This is a genomic window from Kitasatospora sp. NPDC017646 (genome assembly GCF_044329365.1).
Classification (GTDB): domain Bacteria; phylum Actinomycetota; class Actinomycetes; order Streptomycetales; family Streptomycetaceae; genus Kitasatospora.
Genome location: NZ_JBIRJC010000005.1, coordinates 394,464 through 414,899, shown reverse-complemented (window position 1 = coordinate 414,899; position 20,436 = coordinate 394,464). Strand labels below are relative to the sequence as shown.

Sequence of the window (20,436 nt, the reverse complement as noted above, 5' to 3'; positions counted from 1 at the left end):
GCACTTCCATGTCAGTAGGGCACACCGCGGTAACCACCCGGCGGCCGGTGGTCTGGTGCGACGACGGCGCGGACTGCGGCATCCGCGACCTGCTGAACCGCCTCGGCGACCGCTGGTCGGTCCTGGCCGTGGTCGAACTCGCCCAGGGCGTACGGCGGTTCCGCGAACTGCAGCGCGCCCTGCCAGGGATTTCCCAGCGGATGCTGACCCTGACGGTACGCCGCCTGGAGCGCGACGGCCTGGTCTCCCGGACCGTCCACCCGACCGTCCCCCCGCAGGTGGAGTACGAGCTGACCCCGCTCGGCCACAGCCTCACCCACCTGGTGCGGGCGATGGTCGACTGGTCCTACTCCCACCACGACGCGATCCTCGCCTCCCGCCAGGAGTGGGACGAGGCCAACCCGGGCTCGGAGATCCGCTAGTGGGAAATTCGTAGGCCCGGTCGGCCGGCAGGAGGACCGGGTTCCGGGCGCCCGTGGGTGAGCTGGAGGCACTGGTGCTCACCGTCGGCCGGCTCCGGGCCGGTTCAGGCCACGGTCGCACCCGGATGGCTCACGAGGCCTCCTTGCCGCGTACGGAAGCGCGCCGTTTCCATGGCGGCATGGGCCGACGAGATCTCGTTCTTCTGACCGACCACAGCTCGACCGAGGGCACCCGGGAGGCGATGGCCGTCGCCGCCCGGCGGCTGACCGGCCGCGAGCCCGTCCTGCTGGACGCGCGGCACTTCATGACGGACGGCGCCGACGACGCCGCCTCCACCGGCCGGATCGAGGCGGTGGGCGACGGGACCGTCCGGCTGGAGGCCGGGGGGAGCGTCGTGACGACGGACGCGGTGATCGTCTACGAGATCCCGCCGCACCGGCGGCCCGCCTTCGCCCACTGCCAACGGCTGCTGCGCGCGTCCGGCGTCCGCTGCCTCGGCACGGACGTCGAGGCCTGGCGCGCGGCGACCGAGAAGGACCGCACGGTCGAGCGCTTCACCCGTGACGGCGTACCGCAGATGCCGACGCTCACGCTCTCCCGGTCGAGCCCGGAGGCCGCCGCCGAGGCCTTCGAGCGGCTCGGCGGCGACGTCTGGGCCCGGCCGTGCGTCGGCATGGGCGGCGACGACGTCTTCCACGTCACCACCCACGCCCAACTGGTCGCCGCCGCACGGCACTACGCGGCGCTCGACGCCGACTGGCTGATCGCCCGGGACGCCCGGAACTTCACCGCCGACGGGCGGCGCCACCAGTACCGGGTGGTCGTCCTCGGCGGCCGGGCCGTCCGCGCGGTGGAGCACGTCCAGCCGGATCCGGACGCCCCCTGCAACGAGTGCCAGGGCGCCTCCTCGACCACCCTGGAGATCGACGAACTACCGCCTGGTCTGGCTGAGTTGGCGATCCTCGCGACCAAGTCCCTGGGCCTCCCGCTGGCCGGCGTCGACCTCGCCGCCGAGAACGGCGGCGTGGTCTTCGAGGTCAACGTCCACCCGGCCTTCGGCCGCACCCGAGGGGTGGACCAGATCGCCGTCCCGTACGTCGCGGCCCACCTGCACTCCTGAAGCAAGGTTTCGACCGAAATTCAACCCTCGAACGTCAGACCGCCCATGATGACCCGTTCGTATGAATACGTAACCCGACTCTACTGGTTCGTTAACGAGCGATGCTCAAATTGGCACGCACTCGAGCCCGAGCTGCTGAAGCCCACCACGGTCGTGTGCGATCCGCACGACCTTCAGCGAGAACGGAACCGACTCGTCATGGTGTTTGCTCTCCGCAAGACCCTCGCCGTCGCGGCCCTCGCGCTGACGGCCTCCTTCCTGCCGGCCGTCGGGGCGGGCGCCGCCGACACCGCGCAGGCGAGCCCGCGCACCCCCGGCCTCTACTGCCTCGCCAACACCTGGAACACCCCGAACATCAGCACCAAGCCGTGCTACCCCAGCGACCTCGGCCAGCACTGGACCCTCTCGGGCGAGCAGATCTCCCTCAGCAACGCCCGGGGCTACTGCCTCGCCAACACCTGGGGTACCCAGACCGTCTCGACGAAGCCGTGCGACCCCAATGACCAGGGGCAGTACTGGACCGTCTCGGGCCAGCAGATCGCCCTCACCTTCGCCCCGGCCTACTGTCTCGCCAACGTCTGGCAGAGCCCGAGCGTCGGCACCAGGCCGTGCAACGCCGCCGACCCCGGACAGCACTGGGTGGTCTTCGACGACCAGATCAGCCTGGCGCTCGCCTGACGAACCCCGCCGCCGTGCCCGGGGCCACTCCAGTCGGCCCCGGGCACGGCCCTGTCCTGCGCAAGGGACTACCGCTCGTACGTCATCTCCGGGAAGCGCGCCGAGGGCCCGTCCAGCAGGTGGTCGTCGTGGCCGCGCAGCCAGCGGTCGAAGAAGGACGCCACGTAGGAGCGGGTGGCGAGTTCGGCCCGGTCGGGGCGGATGGTGCCGACGTCCGCGGCCAGCCCGTCGGGGCTGATCGCGCCCTGGCGGGCGAGTTGCGGCAGCAGGGACTCGGCGTCGGTGTAGGAGCCGTGCCGGGAGCCGTCCAGGGTGACGTCGGCGTGCCAGCCCGCGCTGTGCTGCCAGAGGGCGTCCCAGCCGGGCTGCCCGTGGTAGCTGCCGGAGTCGCTGCTCCGGGTGCCCATCAGCAGGAACGGGCGGTCCAGGCCGTCCTGGGCGACGCTCGGCAGGAAGACGCCGGTCTGCCCGTCCGGGCCGGGGAAGTGCATCTGGCCGTCCATGTTGATCCCGGCCGCGATCCGCGGGTCGTCGTGCATGGTCTGCAGGGCGGTGAAGCCGCCCGCCGAGTGGCCGACCATGCCGATCCGGTCGAGGTCCAGCGAGGCGGCGAGGCCGGCCGGCAGGCCGGGGAAGCGGCGCAGCCCGGCGAGTTCGTCCAGCACGAAGCGGGTGTCGTCGACTCGGGTGGACAGGGACTTGCGCAGCACGGCGCCGATGTCCAGGCCGGGCTGCCCCATCATGGCGGGGAACACCGAGGTGGCCAGGTCGCCGCCGGGGAAGGCGACTTCGGAGGCCTCGTAGGTGTGGTCGATGGTGACGACGACGTAGCCGCGCGAGGCGAGGTCCTCCACCAGGGCCGTGCCCCAGCTGCGCGGGTCGCCCAGCCCGGGCGAGTACAGCACCACCGGGCGCGGTCCGCCGGGGCGGGCCGGGGCGTCCTGCCGGGCATGGGTGAGGATGCCCGACCAATCCGTGCTGCCGGTCTGCACCCCGTAGTTGACCTTCCCCGCCCCGGTGGTGCCGCCGAAGTTCTCCCCGGCGGCGGGCTCCATGTAGCGGGCCCGCTCCTGCCCGGCGGCCGGGCGGGCGGTCGGGTACCAGAAGCTGATCATCAGCTCGCGCTTGCGCCCCGGCTGCCAGGGGTCCTCCCGCCCCGCGTCGGTCAGGTGCAGCGAGGTGGTCCCGATCGGGTACGGTCCGGTCGGCTGCGGCAGCCACGCCGTGGCCTGCCGCTCGCCGCCGCCGTCCGTCGGAGCCGCCACCGCCCCGGGCGCGCCCGCCACCCCGAGCGCCGCCGACGCCACCAGCAGTACCGCCGCCACGGCCCGTCCCCGCCTGCCCATCTTGCCGCCTCCTCGTCGTGTTCCGTTGACGAGGGAGACGCTACGGGCGGGGCGGTCGGAATCCGTCATACCGGGGAGCCAAGTCGTCCTGGGTACTCCGGTATGACCCTCGTGCGGGCGCTACCGCCCGAGATGGTCGGCCAGGGCCTCCACGGTGCGGCGCCGCATGGTGTACATCGAGACCGCGGAGCCGTCCGCGAAGCGCAGCCGGAACCTCGCCATGGCCTGGAGTCGCGGGCGCCGTTCCACCCGCGCCACCACGCTGCGCGGGACGTGCCACAGCAGTCGGCCGACCTTGCGGATGTCCGGCCCGACCGTGACGAAGGCGGTCCGGCGGTCGGTCACCACCAGCAGCTTGGCCGCCACCCCGCCCTCCGCCTTCGGGAAGCTGCGGGCGATGCTGCCCGACTCCCCCGTCACCGCACCGATCCGCGCCAGCGCGTTGCCGATCGCCGCTCCGGCGCCGTCCCCGACCCCCTCCGCCCCGGCGGCCGGGATCACCTTCGCGACGTCCACCAGGTCTTCGCCCGGCTCCAGCAGGGGTTGCACAGCCGGTCGGTAGCGGTTCATCAGGGCCTCAGTCATGCCGTCAGAGTAGAAGGGGATCACCGGGGACCGAACGCGAGGACTGCCTCATCGCGCATCAGCGGTACCGCTTGAGCTCCCGGCGGGCCAGCGAGCGCTTGTGGACCTCGTCCGGCCCGTCGGCGAGGCGCAGGGTGCGGTTGCCCGCCCACAGCTGGGCCAGCGGGGTGTCCTGGCTGACCCCGGCGGCGCCGTGCGCCTGGACGGCCTTGTCGAGGATCCACTCGACGGTGCGCGGGGTGGCGATCTTGATGGCCTGGATCTCGGTGTGCGCGCCACGGTTGCCGACGGTGTCCATCAGCCAGGCGGTCTTGAGGACGAGCAGCCGCAACTGCTCGATGCGGACACGGGATTCGGCGATCCAGTCCTGCACCACGCCCTGCTCGGCCAGCGGACGGCCGAAGGCGACGCGCTCGCTCGCCCGGCGGCACATCAGCTCCAGCGCGCGTTCGGCGATGCCGATGGCCCGCATGCAGTGGTGGATCCGGCCGGGCCCGAGCCGGGCCTGGGCGATGGCGAAGCCGGTGCCCTCCTCGCCGATCAGGTTCTCGGCCGGAACGCGGACGTCGTCGAAGAGCACTTCGGCGTGGCCGCCGTGGTCGGCGTCGTCGTAGCCGAAGACCGTCATGCCGCGCTTGACGGTGAGACCCGGGGTGTCGCGCGGGACGATCACCATGCTCTGCTGGCGGTGCGGCTCGGCGGTCGGGTCGGTCTTGCCCATCACGATGAACAGCTTGCAGTCCGGGTTCATCGCGCCGGTGATGTACCACTTGCGGCCGTTGACCACGTACTCGTCGCCGTCGCGCTCGATCCGGGTGGCGATGTTGGTGGCGTCCGAGGAGGCGACCTCGGGCTCGGTCATCGCGAACGCGGAGCGGATCTCGGCGTCGAGGAGCGGGCGCAGCCAGCGCTCCTTCTGCTCGGCGCTGCCGAACTGGGCGAGCAGCTCCATGTTGCCGGTGTCGGGGGCGGCGCAGTTGAGCGCGGGCGGGGCCAGCTGGATGCTGCGCCCGGTGATCTCGGCGAGCGGCGCGTACTGGAGGTTGGTGAGGCCTGCGCCGTGCTCGCCCGGGATGCTGTGCTTGTCCACGAAGAACAGGTTCCACAGGCCCTGCTTACGGGCCTCCGCCTGGAGGTCGGCGACGACGGGCGGGACTGACCAGGGTTCGCGGGCGGGGTCGGCGAGCTGGGCGGCCAGGACGGGCTCGGCGGGGTGGACGTGCTGGTCCATGAAGGCGAGCAACTGCTCGCGGAGTTCGTTCGTGCGGGCGTCGTAGGCGAAGTCCATTGTGGTCAGTCCTCCTTGAGGGTGCTCAGGCCGTGACGGGCGAGGATCGGGGCCATCTCGCCGGCTCGCTCGAAACCGGCGCCCAGGGTGCGGCCCTGCTGGAAGCGGTAGTGGATGCCCTCGGCGACGGCGGCGAGCTTGAAGGAGGCGAAGGCCACGTACCAGTCGAGGTCGGCGGCCTGGCGGCCGGTCAACTCGGCGTAGTACGAGACGATCTCGTCGGGCCTGGGGAAGCCGGGGGCGGTCATGGCGGAGGGGATGATGCCGCCGCCGACGCCGGCCAGCTCGGTGTACATCACCAGGAGGCCGATGTCGGTGAGCGGGTCGCCGAGGGTGGACATCTCCCAGTCGAGGACGGCGGTGATCGTGTCGGCACCGTCGACCAGGACGTTGTCGAGACGGTAGTCGCCGTGGACCAGGGCGGGGGCGGGAGAGGTGGGGAGGCGGTCGGCGAGGAGGGCGTGCAGCCGGTCGAGGTCGGGGAGGTCGCGACTCCGGGACTTCTCCAGCTGAGTGGACCACCGGCGCAGCTGGCGCTCCAGGTAGCCGTCCGGGCGGCCGAAGTCTTCGAGCCCGACGGCGACAGGGTCGATCTTGTGCAGCGCGGCGAGGGTTTCGACCAGCCGGCGCCCGAGCGCCTCGACCCGCTTCTCCCCGAGGGCGGCCAGCGTCTCGCGGTCCCGGTGCGCGATGCCGGTGACGTGCTCCATGAGGTACCAGGGGGCGCCGAGTACCTCGGTCCCGTGGTCGATCAGCAGCATGCGCGGCACGGGGACGTCGGTGTCACGCAGAGCGGACATCACACGGTACTCGCGCCCCATGTCGTGCGCGGTCGCGAGGACGTGCCCCAGCGGCGGCCGACGCAGCACCCAGCGGCGGGAATCGTCGCTGAGGACGTAGGTGAGGTTGGAGCGGCCCCCTTCGACGAGGTCGGCCCGGAGAGCCCCCTGAACGGTCCCGGGCAGCTCCCGGTCCAGATACGAGCGGAGGCGGCCCAGATCCAGCCCGGGCGGATCGGCAGGAGTCTCGGACATCGGGCGGCTCCTCGGGACGACGGCGGCGGAATCGATGACTAAGCGCTTGCTTAGCATTCAACCCAGGATGCCCCCTGTCAATGCCGCGAGCCCCCGGACTGTCCGGTCCGGGGGCTCGCGGGGAAGACGGGCTGGGTCAGATGTCGCCGAACTCGCCGGAGGCAGTCGCGGCGACGAAGGCCTTCCACGCCTCGGCAGGGAAGAGGAGCACCGGCCCCTCCGGGTCCTTCGAGTCGCGGACAGGCATCACGTCACGGAAGCCGGGAGCCACCTCGACACAGTTGCCACCTTGCTGGCTAAAGCTCGACTTCACCCACCGGGTGGCCGTCAAGTTGATGTCGGACATTCGATTCCCTTCCGAGCAGCGCGCATCCATTCGAGAGTCGCCGTCTCGGCCAGCGCTCCCACCTGGAGCCGATCGTAGTGTTTCCTCCAGGTGGCCAGCCTTTCAATATCCCGTTCGAGGTGACTCCGCCCCTCTGACTCGGAATACCCCAGGAAGGACGCGTCAGCGAGGGTGAGAAGCACCATGGGCAGGGCGAACGGCCTCTCCTCCCCGAGCTCGAACGGCGCAACCTGAAGGATGACGTTCTTCACCGCGTACAGGGTTTCCAGGTGGGCAAGTTGGGCTCGCATCACCTCCCGGCCCCCGATGGGGCGCCGCAGACAACTCTCGTCGAGAACCGCATGGACGAGTGGAGGCCGCTTGCGCCGGACCAGCTCTTGCCTGGCAAGCAGAAAGGCCACTCGCTCATCCGCCTGCGCTTGGGTGATCGTCCCCCTTCGGACATCACCGGCCGCCAGCGCACGCGCATAGGCCTCGGTCTGGAACAGCCCTGGAACAATACCCGCCTCGTAGATCCTTATCTCTGTGGCGTTCTGCTCCTGGCTTGCAAACTCGGGGAAGCCCTCCAGCAGAGCCGAGTGCTTGGCCTGGAGCCACATGAGCAGCAACGTCCCGCCCGTCTCAAGGACCCGGTCGGCGTCGCGGGCGAACTTCTCGCTTGGCGGAGTTCTTCCAAGCGGGGCAAGTTCGGCATAGGAGACATAGGAGGGATCAACCCCCACAAGCCGAGCCAGCTTGGCCTGGGTCAGCCCGGCCGCCCGACGCGACCTGCGAAGCTGCACGCCGAACGCCGCCCATGGACTTGATGTCGGATCAAGTTCCTTGATGTTCACCACGCTTCACCAACTTGCCGAGTATCCGATTCAAGTTTCAGATCGACTTCCGATGGTACGCGGCGGTCAGTCACCATGACTACACCAAGTGAGGCATCGACCGCGATGCGCAACCATGGAGACACCCATGCCCCCCAACACCTCTTGCACCCCCACCCGCGACTTCCAGGTCGTCGCCTACCTGGCCAAGACCAACTCCTACTTCCCGGAGCGCGAGTTGAGCGCGTGTGAGGCCTACGCCCACGCCTTCAACTGGAACATCTCCCTGATCGTCGTCGACGACGAGGTCGACATGAAGGGTCCCCAGCATCGCCCGATGCTCCAGGCCGCCCTCCGCCAGATCCGCGACAGCCAGGCCGGCGCGATCCTCGTCCCCACCAAAGCGACCATCTCCCCCATCGACGGCGAGTTCAACGAGTTCGCCGAGCGCGTCGAGAAGGCCTCCGGCTTCATCCAGATCGCGACCCGCCGATGAACGACCGCTACGCCATCGTCCCCGGCGACGCCCCGCCCGGCACCTCCTACCAGGTCTGGGTCGTCCGCGACCGCACCACCACCCAGCTCATCAAGGCCCTCCCCCCGGCCGACGAACCGCTCCGCTTCTACTCCTACGCCCAGGCCCACGCTTGGACCCGCGCGAACGCCCCCACCCCTGCCACGCCCTACCAGATCCGCCTGATCGACTCCCGGAGTCCCCACTTCCTCCAGCTGGAGAGCTGGGGCCTCTGGGACCCGACCCACCACACCTACCTCCGCGCCCCCGGCTCCCCCTCCCGCATCAGACGCTTCTACACCCGCGCCGCCGCCGAGGAGTTCCGGCGAACCCTCTGCTAGTTGAACTGCCGGACCTGCGGCGCCACCTGGGCGTCTCGGACATGGACTTCAACGCCCTGTCCACGTCCGAGATGTCCACATGCCGACAACGAAGCGAGAAGCCGGGCGCCCTCTTTTCGAACTCCGATGGGGAGGACTGCGCTTGACCATCCAGCGCATCCCGGTATGGCTCGCCACGACGGCATCCGCCGGCGTCACCGCCCTCGCGGCCTGGTGGTCACGGAAGTAAGCGAGCCAACGTAGGACCCGCAGGGCCGCTACCTGGTCGATCGGTCGCGGTACTGCCGGCCCACGAGGCTTGTGATGGCTACGGCTCCGTGCGCAGCGCACCGCGCAGCCGCCACGGGTACCGGACGGCGGTCCTTACTGCTGCTGGTCAGCCACGCGGGCCGGGTGCGGCCGCCGGATCGGTCGGACTGCGCCTCCTCGGCGCGCGGCGTCGCGGCGGCCGGGCCGACCCCGGTGTCACACGGAGGTGCAGTGCGGCGAGCAGTAGGCAGAACGCGGCCATCGCGGACCACAGTGCGGTCGTCCCCGCGCGGGCAAGCAGCTGGGTGCCGAAGACGGGTGCGAGCGTCGCGGCAACTCCCCAGCTGGTGCCGAAGACGGCCAGGTAGCGGCCGCTTCCGCCAGGTGGCGCGAGCTCGGTGACGAGCGCGTAGACGCGCCCCATGACCAGCAGATCACCGAGGCTCCGCACGGCGGAAGCGGCGAGCAGCGCCGGCAGGTTGCGGGTGAGGGCGTAGCCGGTCAGCCCTGCGGCCAGGAGGAGGTGGGCGAGGGCGAGCGCGACCGGTGTGGTGAGCCGGATCACCCAGGGCAGGCGGATCAGCGGCTGGGCGAGCACCGTGGTGGCCGCGGCGGCGGTGAACAGCAGTCCGGCGTCGGCGGCGGGCAGGCCCTGCCGTGCGAGTGCGAGCGGCAGGGCGATCACGGCCTGTTGGTTGATCAGGGCGTAGGCGGTTCCGGTCGCCAGGACGCTCAACAGGGCGCGGTCCCGTAGCAGTCGTACGGCGGTGTCGTCATGGTCCGCTCCGGGCGGCGCCGGACGGTCTCGTGGGAGGGCCAGCCGGATCAGCAGCGCGCAGGCCAGGCACGTGGTGGCGTCGGCGACGAAGAGCCACCGCAGGTCGCAGCGTCCGAGCAGGGCGGCGAGCAGTCCGGCGCCCATTCCGCCCGCGGCGAGCGCGGCGCTGAACAGACCGAACGCGCGCACCCGGTGCTGCTCCGGCACGGACTCGCCGATGATCGCCTGGCTCGGGGGCTCGTAGAGCTCGAAAGCCAGCCCGAGCAGCACCGCCCCGGCGACCGCCCAGGCGAGCGACGCGGAGGCGGCGATCGCCAGTTGCGCGGCGGCGCATCCGCAGAGCCCGAGCACGATGGTCGTGCGCCGCCCGATCCGGTCGGCCAGGTGCCCCCCGACCAGCCGCGAGGGAATCGTCGCGAGCCCGAAGGCGGCGCTGATCAGCCCGGCAGCGGTCAGGCTCGCGCCGTGGTCGGTGCTGATCAGCGCGGTGAGAAAGGGAAGCGAGAAGGCCCCGAGTCGGTTGACGACCCGGGCGAGTAACAACAGGCGGACGGTCCGGGGCAGCGGTTCGGAGCGCGACACGGCGCCTCCCATCATTCGTGAATCGGCAATGTCGGTGATCAGCGGACGGCATGCGAGCTGATGCGGGGTTCGTCGTTCCCCCGTCACTTCGCCAGGGCCGCAGAGAGGAACGCGAGGATCTCCGCCCGGGCGGCGCCCGCCTGGGGCTCCAGGCCGGGCAGCGTGAGGAACGCGTGCCTCGCGCCCTGGTATTCGGAGAGCCGCACGGGGGTCCCCGCCTCGCGCAGTCGCTCGGCGTAGCGGCGGCCGTGGTCGGCGAGCGCGTCCCGGGTGGGCACCACCACGAGCGCCGGGGCGAGCCCGCTCAGGTCGTCCGCGTACAGCGGCGAGAGCGCACGGGCGTCGGCTCCCGGCGGGACGGCGAGCCGCTGCACGAGCCGGAGTTGCGGCAGGGCCCGGGTCGGACTGTAGGCGTGCTCGGTGATCGAGGGGTGGTCGAACATCGCCTCGGTGAGGTCGACCGCGGGGTTGACCAGCACCTGTGCCTTGAGCTCCAGGCCGGCCCCCCTGGCCCGGATCGCCGTCAGCGCGCTGATCAGCGCGCCGCAGCTCTCACCGAAGACGGCCACCCACGCAGGGTCGATGCCCCACTGCGTCGCGTGTCGCACCACGTGCCGGAGAACCTCCCAGCCGTCGTCGACGGCGTCCGCGAGCGGACTGCCGGGGGCGAGGAGGCGGTGCTCGACCGAGACGACGAGCGCGGGCAGGTGCGCGGCGAGGTGGCTGTTGGTCCAGTCGCACTGCACCGCCGTGCCCACGAATCCGCCGCCGTGGACGTGGACCACGAGTGGCAGCGCGGTTCGGGTGCCGGCTTCGCCGTCTCCCGTCGACACCGGCCGGTACACCCGGACCGGGAGGTCGCAGCCGGGCAGCGCGATCCCCTGCCAGCCGATCGCGGCGCCGGCGTCCGGCTCTCCGAGGATCGTCCGCGCCGCGCCGGAGGCCCGCCAGCGGTTCTCCGCGGCGCGGTAGGCGCGCAGTTCCTCGGCCGTGATCGCCGAGAAGTCCGGCTCCGGCGGCCGTACCGCGGTAGTGGTCTCACTCATGTGCCCTTCTCCCCCCGGCCGGATGCCGGGTATGTCGTCATGGCCGGACAGTTGGGTCGCCCCATTATGCACGCACCGCGTGCATCACCAAGTGCATAGGTTAGGCTGGGCAGGACGAGAGGGGCGAGATGACCGGCCGAAGGCGATGGTCGACCGAGGAGATCCTGGACACGGCGGCGGAACTGCTGCGCACGAGCGATGCCGAGTCGTTCAGCGTGCGCAAACTCGCCGCGACGCTCGGGACCGACTCCTCCAGCCTCTACCGGCACTTCCGCAACAAGACCGAACTGCTGCGCGCGGTCGCCGACCGGATCCTGCTGGCCGCCATGGACGGCTACCGCCCCGAGGGCGACTGGAAACAGCGCATCACCGCCCTGGCCCTGCGCCTGCACGAGGCCTTCGGTGAGCAACCCCAACTCGCCGGAATCTGGGGGCGCTATGCGTCCGGCGGCACCGGATCCCGCTTGGTCATGGAGGAGCTGCTGCAGGCCCTGCGCGCGTCCGGACTGCCCGACCAGGAGATCCCCGCGCGCTACCACCGCATCGTGATCCTCCTCGCCGCGCTGATCTCGTCCGAGGCCGGCATCAGTACCATCACCCCCGAGGAGTACGAACAGGGCATGGAGCAGTTCCGCGTCGCGGTGCTCGGCGCCGACCCCGAACGCTTCCCCGCCCTCGCCCACTTCGCCCGCGACGTCCGCCCCCTCGGCGCGGACCGCCGCGCCGCCTTCGAAGAGATCCTCGCCGCCCAACTCGGCCACATCGAGGCCCGGATCCCCTGACCTGCCGGATACCCGGATCGAGGACTTCGGCGTCTCACGGAAGCCGGTCCAGCCGTTCGGCGACCGGGAAGCGACCGGCCCGGCAGTGAAGGGCCGGGTGGTTCACAACACGACAGGATCCTGCGAGTGGCGTGACGCCGCCCACCGGGTTCCGGCAGGTAGCCTACGAAGCATCAAATTCCGCTGGGCAAAGCAAGTTTGCTCCCGTGCGGGTGACCCCTGCCCGGTGTGCTGTCATGCCCCTGTCCAGTGCGAACCGACTCCGAGAGGAGATGGAAATGGCTGCGGAAAACGGTGAGGTGGCCCCCAGGCACGGGCGGCTGACGAATCCTCGCTCTCGCGCCGACATCCACTTCAAGGGCGGCTGGCCGTCCAACGGGCTGGAAGCCGGAAAGTTCTTCCCGGCGACGCAGGTGGGGTTGAAGGACCCGGACGTGCCGACGGACGTCGTGAGCGGCCCCAAGCCGGTGCCGCCGGACGGGAAGATCGCCAGCGGCGGCAGCGAGCCGGCCGGTGCGGTGCTCGACGAGGTGCGGGACTGGCCGAAGGTCGATCTCCGGGCGGGCGTCGAGGTGCCCTTCCAGTGGGGCTTCTCGGCCAAGCACCGGACGCGTCGCTACAACTACTTCGTGACCAGGGAGGATTGGGACCCGACCGCTCCGCTGAGCCGCGCCCAGTTCGAGCGTGAGCCGTTCGCGACCTACAAGCCGTACGGCGACATGCCGTACGACAAGATGCCGGAAGCCCACAGCGACCCGCACCTCGACAAGCCGCACCCGGTCAAGCTGCCGAACCGTTCGGGCTACCACGTGATCCTCGGCGTGTGGGAGGTGGCCGACACGGGGCACGCCTTCTACCAGGTGATCGACGTGAACTTCACCCAGTAGTGCCGCAGGGGAGGCTGCCCGCCCGTGGCGGGCAGCCTCCTCAGAACTTTCTTCGCGATTCGTGCAACCTTTTCCGTCTTTCAAGTCATCGATCACATGAATGTTCTGTTCGATCGAACTGCAGGCCTGGAGAAGGGGAATCCGTGCGGATTGCTCGTGGTGCAGCCGTCCTGTTGGCAGTGGGGGTCGTCGCGTCCCTCACGCTCACCACGGGAGACTCCTTCTCCGAGGGCAGATCGAACGCCGCCGCCCCCGATCCCACGGCCCCCGATGCGGAGCCGGAGCCGGAACCCGCCGGCACCCCAGCCCCCACGCCCACCCCGACGCCGACCTGGGACGGCCAGGTCCACGTCCTCGGTGACGGCTCCACCTCCTACACCGGCCCGCAGCCCAAGCAGCCCAAGCCCGAGAAGCTCAAACCGGGCGAGAAGCCGCCGCAGTTCGTCGTCTTCTCCTGGGACGGCGGCCTGGAGGGAGACGACCACCTGTTCTCCCGCTTCCGCAAACTGGGCGCTGAGAACAACGCGCAGATGACGTACTTCCTGACCGGCATCTACACCCTGCCCAAGTCCAAGCGCACCCTCTACCACCCGCCCCAGCACGACCCGGGCGCCGCCTCCATCGACTACGCCACCGACCCCCACATCAAGGACACCCTGGAGCAGCTGCGGCTGGCCTGGCTGGACGGGAACGAGATCGGCACCCACTTCAACGGGCACTTCTGCGGGAAGAAGGGCGGTGGCGACTGGAGCACCGACGAGTGGAAGAGCGAGCTCGACCAGTCCGTCTCCTTCGTCACCAACTGGAAGACCAACACCGGCTTCAAGGACCTCCCTCCGCTCCCCTTCGACTACACCAAGGAACTGGTCGGCGGTCGCGCCCCCTGCCTGGAGGGGCAGAAGAACCTCCTCCCGGCCGAGAAGGCGGCGGGCTTCCGCTACGACGCCAGTTCCCCGGGCGAGTTCCAGGTCTGGCCCAGCAAGAAGGAGGGCATCTGGAACTTCCCGCTCCAGATGCTGCCCTTCCCGGCCAAGGAGAGCCAGGGCCTGTCGATGGACTTCAACTTCCTCGCCGGCCAGTCCGGGAACTCCACCAAGGGCGATCCGAAGAAGTTCGACGAGTGGGAGAAGGAGGCCCGCGACAGCTACCTCGCCGGCTTCGAGCGGGTCTACAACGGCAGCCGGGCCCCGCTGTTCATCGGGAACCACTTCGAGGACTGGAACGGCGGCATCTACATGCAGGCCGTCGAGGACGTGGTGAAGAACGTCTGCCACCGGGACGGCGTCCGCTGCGTCTCCTTCCGCCAGGTCGCCGACTGGCTGGACGCCCAGGACCCGAAGGTCCTCGACAAGCTGCGCGCCCTGGACCCCGGCCAGCCCGCCGACTGGTCCCGCCTCGTCAAGTGACGACGGGCAGCCGACCAGAAGGAGGAGGCCGCTCCTCCGTTCGGGGGAGGAGGAACCGCCCCGCGGTGACCCGCGCCGCCCGGCCGGCCGGGACCACGGCGTTCACCGAGCGGGAGCGGGAGGTGCTGCGGCTGATCGCGGGCGGTCTGTCCAACAGTTGAGATCGCCGCGCGGATGCACATCGGCCTGACCACGGTGAAGACCCACGTGTCCAACCTGATGACCAAGACCGACACCGCCAACCGGGTACGCCTCGCCGTGCTGGCCATCCAGGAGGGCGTCGCCGAGGAGTGAGGTACCGCACGGGGGGCCTCAGCCCGTGCTGCGCGCGTACGCCCTGGCCACGGCCTCGAAGGCGGCCTTGGGAGTGGTCCGCCCGTCCGGCCACGAGCGGACCAGGCCGTAGCCGACCGTGTCGAGGTCCTCCCCCGGCTCCTCGGACGCCGGGTAGGCGGGGGTGACGTACGTGAAGACGAACGCACCGGCCAGTCCCGCGCCCGTGAACAGCTCGATCAGCGCGGTGAGTTCACCGGCCTGGACCGCCTCGTCCCGGACCAGTCCGGGGCGCGGCCGGCGTACGCCGTCCGAGCGGTCGACCAGGGTCCAGGCCATCGCGCCGTGGTCGGCCGCCCCGGTGAACGCGGCGCAGCCGAACTCGGCCGCCACCACCGGCTTCCCGTGCCGGTGCAGCTCCTCGAGCGTGGTGCGCAGGGTGGCCGCGTTGGCGGCGTCCCGGTAGGCGTCGACGGCCACGAGGTCGAAGGGCGTCCAGTCGACGTCCTCCCAGAGCCCGGCGGCGTAGGTGACGGGACCGGTGAAGTGCTTCCGGGCGGTGGCGACCGCGGTGGCCAGCAGGGCGTTGAACCGGACCGGCGGCGGACCGGCCGCGAAGAACTCCGGCGGCCAGCTCATCGGGTCCGCCAGCGCGGCCAGCCGGGCGGCGATGTCCGCGCCGGGCACCAGGCCGGACATGAAGGCGCTCAGCTCGCAGCCGACGACCAGGGTGACGTCGCCGCCGGCCCGCTGAAGGTCCCCGGCGACCTCGGCCGCGGCGGCGACGGCGCCGAGCGTGGCCGCCTCGTCCGCGTTCGGCAGCATCGGGGAGAGCCACACCGCCAGTCCGAGCCCGACGGCCGTCTCGGCGGCCTGCCGCATCCTGGTCATGTCGTGGCCGGTGATCCGTACCGCGGTGCAGTGCAGTTCGCCCGCGATGGCGGTGAGTTCCCGTCGCATCGTCTCCGTCGTGAGGTCCGGTCGGGTGACGGAGCCGTCGACGGTCGGGGTGCCGATGTCATAGGTGATGCCCTTGATCTCCACCCTTCTGTTCTACCGGACCGCCGCCTTCATGTACGAGGCCCAGATCCGGCCGGGCAGTTCGGAGTCCGGTGTGTCCGGAGCGGCCCCGCCGAGGCCCTCCAGGGAGAGCAGCTTCATGTCCTTGAGGTCCGCCCGGAAGACCGTGACCGCCGTCGACAGCTGCCCGTTGTAGCCGACGGTCCACCCCGCCGTACGGTCCGGGGTGGTACCGGGCTTGGCCGCCAGGCCCGGGCCCGCCTCCGCCACCGCCTGGGCGCTGCCGCCGCGCACCGCTCCCTTGAGCGCCGCGTCCACGTCCGCCGCCACCGACGGGGGCAGCGCCTGGGCGGCGGTCGGCAGCCGCAGTTCGAGCTGCGCACCGTTGCGGGTGATCCTGAGCACCGAGTACGGGTCGGTGTGGCGGCCGCCGGACGCGAAGGCGGCGTAGGCGTCGGCGGCGCGGATCGCGCTCGGCTTGGAGTTGCCGACCGAGAAGGCGGGCACCAACTCGCCCATGCTGTCCGGCAGCAGGCCCAGGTCGGCCGCGGTCTGCTGCACCTTGTCCAGGCCGACGTCCATTCCGAGCTGCATCATCGGCCCGTTGACGGACTGCTCCACGGCGCTGCGCAGGGTCACCTGGCCCCAGCTCCGCTTGCCGTCGTTGGCGGTCTTCACGATCTTGCCGTCCCGCCCCCAGTACGGGCCCTCCGGGGTCATCACGTTCACCCCGTTGTCGCCGTCGTAGGTGGTGCCGGGTGTCACCGGGGTCCGGTTGCCGCCGCGCTGGCGCTGCACGCCCTGGCTGAGCCCGGTGGCGTACACCAGCGGGGTGAACGCCGAACCGATCGGCACCGTCGAGGTGTTGGCGTTGTTGAACCCCTGCTTCAGGTAGTCGGGTCCGCCGTAGAGCGCGACGATCCGCCCGTCGAGGGCCACCGACGCGGCGCCGACCTTCAGCAACTTGTCGGCCTCCCGGCTGCCGGGGTCGAGGCCCTTGGTGGCCTCCTGCACCGCGGAGACCAGTGCGTTGACCTTCGGCTTCTCGAAGGTGGTGAAGATCTGGTGGCCGCCGAGGTCGAACTGGGCGGGTGTGATGTCGCTGTGGGTCTCCACGTAGCTGCGGGCCATGTCCACCAGGTACCCGACCTGCCCGCTCAGCCCGGCGGCCTTCGGCTGCGGCCGGGGCTCCGGGAACACGGTGTACGTGGCGCGCTCGGCGGCGGACAGCTTGCCGACCTCCACCATCCGGTCCAGGATCCAGGACCACCGTTCCTCGGCCCGCTCGTGGTTGGCCGCGCTCAGCGCCGGATCGTACTGGCCGGCCCCCTTCAACAGGGCGGCCAGGAAGGCTCCTTCACTCGGGTTCAGCTGCGAGACGTCCTTGCCGTAGTACGCCGCCGCGGCGCGCTCGATGCCGTAACTGCCACGCCCGAACCAGCTGCTGTTGAGGTAGCCGGCCAGGATGTCCCGCTTGCTCATCCGCTGGTCCAGCTTGATCGCGATGACCATCTCGCTGAGCTTGCGGGAGACGTCCTGGCGCTGGTTCAGGTAGATGTTCTTCACGTACTGCTGGGTGATGGTCGAGCCGCCCTGGGTGTCGCCGCCCGACACCATCTCGTAGACCGCGCGGCCGATGCCCTTGAGGGAGATCCCCGGGTCCGTGTAGAAGGTCTCGTTCTCGGCGGACAGCACGGCCCACTGGACCGGCTCCGGCACCTGGTCGAGCGGCACCTCCTGCCGGTTGGTGTCGCCGATCCGCGCCATCTCGGTGCCGTCCGCCCAGTAGTAGACGTTGTTCTGCTGGGTGGCGAAGGCGTTCAGGTCCTCCGGTACGTCGGTGGTCGCGTAGAACCAGGCCGCCAGCCCGGTCAGCACCACCACGGGGACCCCGACCACCAGGAGCAGCTGCCGCCAGGACGGGAGCCAGCGGCGGACCCCGCGCCGCCCGCTGCGCGGGTAGTCGATCCACCGCGACGGACGCCACCGGCGGCGCCCGGCCGTTGCCTCGTCGGCTTCCCCATCCTGGCGTTCACTCACAGGCCGCTCTCCGCTCCACTCGTGGGACAGACCACTCCACTGGTTCAGACGCCGATGAGCCGGTCCGTTGGACGGGTGAAACCGGTGTGATCATGCTCATAGCGGTATGCGGAACTCTGCGGAACCCCTCCGGAACCCGGGCGGGGACCGCCCGCGCCGCCCGCGCCGCCCGTCCGGCGGTCCGGACACGACGGCGCCCGGCCCCGCACCCTCGCGGCCTACCGCGACAATGGCGGCATGAGGTTGATCCACACGCTGCTCGGCGTGGTGCTGCTCCTGCTCGTCGTGGGCAGCATCCTGCGTACCCTGGTCGTCCCGCGCGGCCTCTACTCGGCCCTGGTGCACCGGCTCTGGCGGGTGCTGCGCACGGCGCTGCGGCTGTCGGCCGCGCCGTTCGGGACCTACCGGGCGCAGGACCGCGCGCTGACATGGCTGGCGCCGCTGGTGCTGCTCGGCATGCTCGGGGTGTGGCTCAGCGGGATGCTGCTCGCCTACACCCTGCTGCTGCGCGGCATCTCCGGGCTGAGCTGGTCGGTGGCCATCCGGGAGGCCGGATCCAGCCTCTTCACCCTCGGCTACGCCAGCGGCGAGCGGCTCCAGCTGTCCGCGATCGACTTCATGGCCGCCGCCAGCGGCCCGCTGGTGATCGCCCTGCAGATCGCCTACCTGCCCACCCTGTACTCCGCCTACCAGCGGCGCGAGACCGAGGTGACGCTGCTCCAGTCCCGGGCCGGCGAGCCCGCCTGGGGGCCGGAACTGCTCGCCCGTCAGTCCCTGGTCGACACCGAGACCGCGCTCCCCCAGCTCTACCGCGACTGGGAGCGCCTCGCCGCCGACATCGGCGAGAGCCACTCCAACTACCCGGTGCTGCTGTCGTTCCGCTCCCCGCAGCCCAACCGCAGCTGGGTGGTCGGCCTGATAGCGGTGATGGACGCAGCCGCCCTGCACCTCGCCCTCTGCCCGCGCTCGGCCCCGCCCGAGGCCCGGCTGGTGATCCGGGCCGGCTTCACCGCGATGCGCGACATCGGCCGCTCACTGCGCGTCGACTTCGACGTCGACCCGGACCCGGACACCCCGATCCGCCTCACCTACGCCGAGTACCTGGGCGCCGTCGCCATGATCACGGCCGCCGGCTTCCCGCACGAGCGCCCGGTCGAGGACGCCTGGCGGCACTTCAACGGCTGGCGCGTCAACTACGAGGCGTTGGCGTACGAACTCGCCCGCCGCAGCGATGCCGTCCCCGCGCTGTGGACCGGTCCGCGCGACTTCCACGCCCCGGTCATCCCGCCGGCCCGGCCCACCGACCGCCGGCCGGAGGACTCCCGGCCCCCGCTGCCGCCGAGCTGACGCTCTCAGGGCCGGGCGGGCAGCGGCGGGAGGGGCCAGTCGGCGGGTGGGGCGAAGTCGCGGTGGGTGCCGTCGAAGGGGAACGTCCCCGCCTCGGCCAGCCGCGCCACCGCCTCGCCGCCCGCCCGGATCGCCCGGGCCTCGGCGGCGCTCCAGAACGCCGGGTGCCCGGTCTTCGCGGCGAAGGACTCCTCGTCCTTCCAGCGCCACCGGCGTTCGGCGTCCACCTCCAGGTCCAGTTCCAGGTCGTGGACGTCGACCTCCTCGCCCCGGTACTCGCGGCGCTCCAGGTTGACGTACCAGTGCGAGAACCCGGTGCCGGGCTTGAAGATCCACCAGACCGCGTACGGCGCACCGGCGGGCTGGTGGATCAGCGCGCTGACCGCGTCCCACTCCCCGGTCACCAGCGGGTAGCCCGCGGCCGGGTGGCTCTCCGGCGGGATGTCCCGGATGTGCCGCCCGCCGGGCAGCTCGGCCTTCCACAGCGGTGACCCGGCCGCCAGCCAGAGCAGCAGGCCCTCCGGTCCGCACTCGACCACCCGCATCGGCAGGCAGCTGGTCAGCTGCCCGCCGAAGTGGAAGTTCCAGCGCAGCAGCTGCCCAGGGGCGTGGTCCGGCGGCGTCACCGGGCGCGTCACGGGTTCACCGGGCCGCCGACGGCCAACGACCGCTCGGCGCCCGCCAGGATCTCCACCACCCGCAGACCGAAGTGCGCCCCGCAGGCGTGCGGCTCGCCCGAGGCCGCCGAGGCCAGCAGGGCGTCCACCGCCCGGTGCAGGGCGGCGGTCGGGGCCTCGCCGCGCTCGGGGAGCTGCGCCACCCCGTGCTCGCCGCGCAGCTCCATCGCGACGCCGCCGCCCGCCCGCGGCGCGGTCAGGCTGAGCGCCAGCGTGCTGGACGCGCCACCGGCGTGCCGCAGCACCAGGTGAACCGTGTCCAGCGGCCCGGCCACCGCCGTGACCTGCGTCGCGTCGCCCAGCACCGGCAGCAGGACGGACAGCGCGTGCGGGCCGACGTCCCACAGCGCGCCCTTCTCCCGGCGCCACGGCGAGGCCGCGTACGGACTGGTGCTGCCCGGCACGAACACCGAACCGAGCCAGTCCGCGCGGCCGGAGAACCAGCCGCCGAGCTCCGCCTGCCGCTCGACCCACGGGATCTGCTCGCCGCCGAAGCGGACGGTGAAGAACACCACCGAGGCCACCTCGTGCTTGCGCACCGCCTCGGCCACCGCCCGGGCGTCCGGCACGGTGAACGCGACCGGCTTGTCCAGCAGCAGGTGACAGCCGGCCTCGGCGGCCCGTACGGCGAGCCCCGCCTGAACGGACGGCGGCAGCGCGACGGAGACCGCGTCCACCTCGGACAGCAGCCGGTCGAGGTCGCCGTACCCGGGCACACCGTGTGCCGCTCCCAGCGCCTCGGCCGCCTCCGGCCGGCGGCCCCAGACGCCGACGAACTCCAGCCCTGGGTGCTCCGCCAGTACGGGCGCGTGCACCCGCTCGGCCCAGGTGCCGGTGCCCAGCAGTCCGATCCGCACGATGT

Annotated in this window: 22 protein-coding genes; 10 read left to right on the top strand and 12 right to left on the bottom strand. The window is 71.3% G+C overall.

All coding sequences use genetic code 11. The annotated features are described in order from the left end of the window. Positions 1-8: 8 nt before the first annotated feature. The 3 genes from ACH4J0_RS12005 (at position 9) to ACH4J0_RS11995 (ending at position 2,221) form a co-directional block, all read left to right on the top strand. The gene (locus tag ACH4J0_RS12005) at positions 9-422 is read left to right on the top strand and encodes a winged helix-turn-helix transcriptional regulator (RefSeq protein ID WP_396238881.1); all 414 of its coding nucleotides are present in this window, start codon (positions 9-11) and stop codon (positions 420-422) included. Positions 423-601: 179 nt separating this feature from the next. Then, positions 602-1,543: a RimK family alpha-L-glutamate ligase gene (locus tag ACH4J0_RS12000; protein ID WP_396238879.1), complete on the top strand. Its 942-nt coding sequence runs from the start codon at positions 602-604 to the stop codon at positions 1,541-1,543. A 198-nt stretch (positions 1,544-1,741) separates the two neighbouring features. Next, complete coding sequence (locus tag ACH4J0_RS11995) at positions 1,742-2,221, top strand: ricin-type beta-trefoil lectin domain protein (RefSeq protein ID WP_396238877.1); 480 nt, start codon at positions 1,742-1,744, stop codon at positions 2,219-2,221. Between the two features lie 68 nt (positions 2,222-2,289). Here the strand turns inward: ACH4J0_RS11995 and ACH4J0_RS11990 are convergent, their stop codons facing one another. From ACH4J0_RS11990 to ACH4J0_RS11965, 6 genes are all read right to left on the bottom strand, one after another. Next, positions 2,290-3,567, bottom strand: coding sequence for an alpha/beta hydrolase family protein (locus tag ACH4J0_RS11990; protein WP_396238875.1), 1,278 nt, complete (start codon positions 3,565-3,567; stop codon positions 2,290-2,292). 120 nt (positions 3,568-3,687) lie between these two features. Beyond that, complete coding sequence (locus ACH4J0_RS11985; protein ID WP_396238873.1) at positions 3,688-4,152, bottom strand: hypothetical protein; 465 nt, start codon at positions 4,150-4,152, stop codon at positions 3,688-3,690. A 58-nt stretch (positions 4,153-4,210) separates the two neighbouring features. Further along, entirely contained in the window at positions 4,211-5,440 is a 1,230-nt protein-coding gene (locus tag ACH4J0_RS11980; protein ID WP_396238871.1) for an acyl-CoA dehydrogenase family protein, read from the bottom strand. Positions 5,441-5,445: 5 nt separating this feature from the next. Beyond that, positions 5,446-6,474 carry a phosphotransferase family protein gene (locus ACH4J0_RS11975; RefSeq protein ID WP_396238869.1) on the bottom strand — a complete coding sequence of 343 codons (1,029 nt, stop codon included), beginning with the start codon at positions 6,472-6,474 and terminating at the stop codon, positions 5,446-5,448. A gap of 136 nt (positions 6,475-6,610) precedes the next feature. Beyond that, positions 6,611-6,820, bottom strand: coding sequence for a DUF397 domain-containing protein (locus ACH4J0_RS11970; protein ID WP_396238867.1), 210 nt, complete (start codon positions 6,818-6,820; stop codon positions 6,611-6,613). After that, a complete protein-coding gene (locus ACH4J0_RS11965; protein WP_396238865.1) occupies positions 6,802-7,653 on the bottom strand; it encodes a Scr1 family TA system antitoxin-like transcriptional regulator in 852 nt (283 codons plus the stop codon). Before ACH4J0_RS11965 ends, ACH4J0_RS11970 begins: the two co-directional genes overlap by 19 nt. Before the next feature lie 127 nt (positions 7,654-7,780). Between ACH4J0_RS11965 and ACH4J0_RS11960 the strand changes: the two genes are divergently transcribed. After that, positions 7,781-8,128: a recombinase family protein gene (locus tag ACH4J0_RS11960; protein WP_396238863.1), complete on the top strand. Its 348-nt coding sequence runs from the start codon at positions 7,781-7,783 to the stop codon at positions 8,126-8,128. Then, positions 8,125-8,487, top strand: coding sequence for a hypothetical protein (locus ACH4J0_RS11955; protein WP_396238861.1), 363 nt, complete (start codon positions 8,125-8,127; stop codon positions 8,485-8,487). Before ACH4J0_RS11960 ends, ACH4J0_RS11955 begins: the two co-directional genes overlap by 4 nt. A gap of 376 nt (positions 8,488-8,863) precedes the next feature. Here the strand turns inward: ACH4J0_RS11955 and ACH4J0_RS11950 are convergent, their stop codons facing one another. After that, on the bottom strand, positions 8,864-10,096 hold the full coding sequence (locus ACH4J0_RS11950) for an MFS transporter (RefSeq protein ID WP_396238859.1): 1,233 nt from the start codon (positions 10,094-10,096) through the stop codon (positions 8,864-8,866). A gap of 83 nt (positions 10,097-10,179) precedes the next feature. After that, on the bottom strand, positions 10,180-11,142 hold the full coding sequence (locus ACH4J0_RS11945; protein WP_396238857.1) for an alpha/beta hydrolase: 963 nt from the start codon (positions 11,140-11,142) through the stop codon (positions 10,180-10,182). Between the two features lie 128 nt (positions 11,143-11,270). Here ACH4J0_RS11945 and ACH4J0_RS11940 point away from each other — a divergent pair, with 128 nt between their 5' ends. The 4 genes from ACH4J0_RS11940 to ACH4J0_RS11925 all read left to right on the top strand — a co-directional run bounded on the left by ACH4J0_RS11940 (position 11,271) and on the right by ACH4J0_RS11925 (position 14,511). Then, on the top strand, positions 11,271-11,924 hold the full coding sequence (locus ACH4J0_RS11940) for a TetR/AcrR family transcriptional regulator (protein WP_396238855.1): 654 nt from the start codon (positions 11,271-11,273) through the stop codon (positions 11,922-11,924). Between the two features lie 278 nt (positions 11,925-12,202). Further along, a complete protein-coding gene (locus ACH4J0_RS11935) occupies positions 12,203-12,811 on the top strand; it encodes a lytic polysaccharide monooxygenase auxiliary activity family 9 protein (protein ID WP_396238853.1) in 609 nt (202 codons plus the stop codon). 149 nt (positions 12,812-12,960) lie between these two features. Beyond that, positions 12,961-14,217, top strand: coding sequence for a hypothetical protein (locus ACH4J0_RS11930; protein ID WP_396238967.1), 1,257 nt, complete (start codon positions 12,961-12,963; stop codon positions 14,215-14,217). Between the two features lie 174 nt (positions 14,218-14,391). Then, positions 14,392-14,511 carry a LuxR C-terminal-related transcriptional regulator gene (locus ACH4J0_RS11925; protein WP_396238851.1) on the top strand — a complete coding sequence of 40 codons (120 nt, stop codon included), beginning with the start codon at positions 14,392-14,394 and terminating at the stop codon, positions 14,509-14,511. Positions 14,512-14,529: 18 nt separating this feature from the next. On the opposite strand, the gene ACH4J0_RS11920 is transcribed toward ACH4J0_RS11925, so the two are convergent. After that, positions 14,530-15,534: a hypothetical protein gene (locus ACH4J0_RS11920; protein ID WP_396238849.1), complete on the bottom strand. Its 1,005-nt coding sequence runs from the start codon at positions 15,532-15,534 to the stop codon at positions 14,530-14,532. Positions 15,535-15,543: 9 nt separating this feature from the next. Continuing rightward, positions 15,544-17,550: a transglycosylase domain-containing protein gene (locus tag ACH4J0_RS11915; protein WP_396238847.1), complete on the bottom strand. Its 2,007-nt coding sequence runs from the start codon at positions 17,548-17,550 to the stop codon at positions 15,544-15,546. 237 nt (positions 17,551-17,787) lie between these two features. On the opposite strand from ACH4J0_RS11915, the gene ACH4J0_RS11910 reads away from it, so the two are divergent. Beyond that, complete coding sequence (locus tag ACH4J0_RS11910) at positions 17,788-18,897, top strand: hypothetical protein (RefSeq protein ID WP_396238845.1); 1,110 nt, start codon at positions 17,788-17,790, stop codon at positions 18,895-18,897. Between the two features lie 5 nt (positions 18,898-18,902). On the opposite strand, the gene ACH4J0_RS11905 is transcribed toward ACH4J0_RS11910, so the two are convergent. Then, entirely contained in the window at positions 18,903-19,535 is a 633-nt protein-coding gene (locus ACH4J0_RS11905; protein WP_396238843.1) for a DUF402 domain-containing protein, read from the bottom strand. Then, positions 19,532-20,431 (bottom strand): Gfo/Idh/MocA family protein, encoded by a 900-nt coding sequence (locus ACH4J0_RS11900; protein ID WP_396238841.1) that lies wholly within the window; start codon positions 20,429-20,431, stop codon positions 19,532-19,534. The genes ACH4J0_RS11905 and ACH4J0_RS11900 overlap by 4 nt, the downstream gene beginning before the upstream one ends. Between the last annotated feature and the right edge of the window lie 5 nt (positions 20,432-20,436).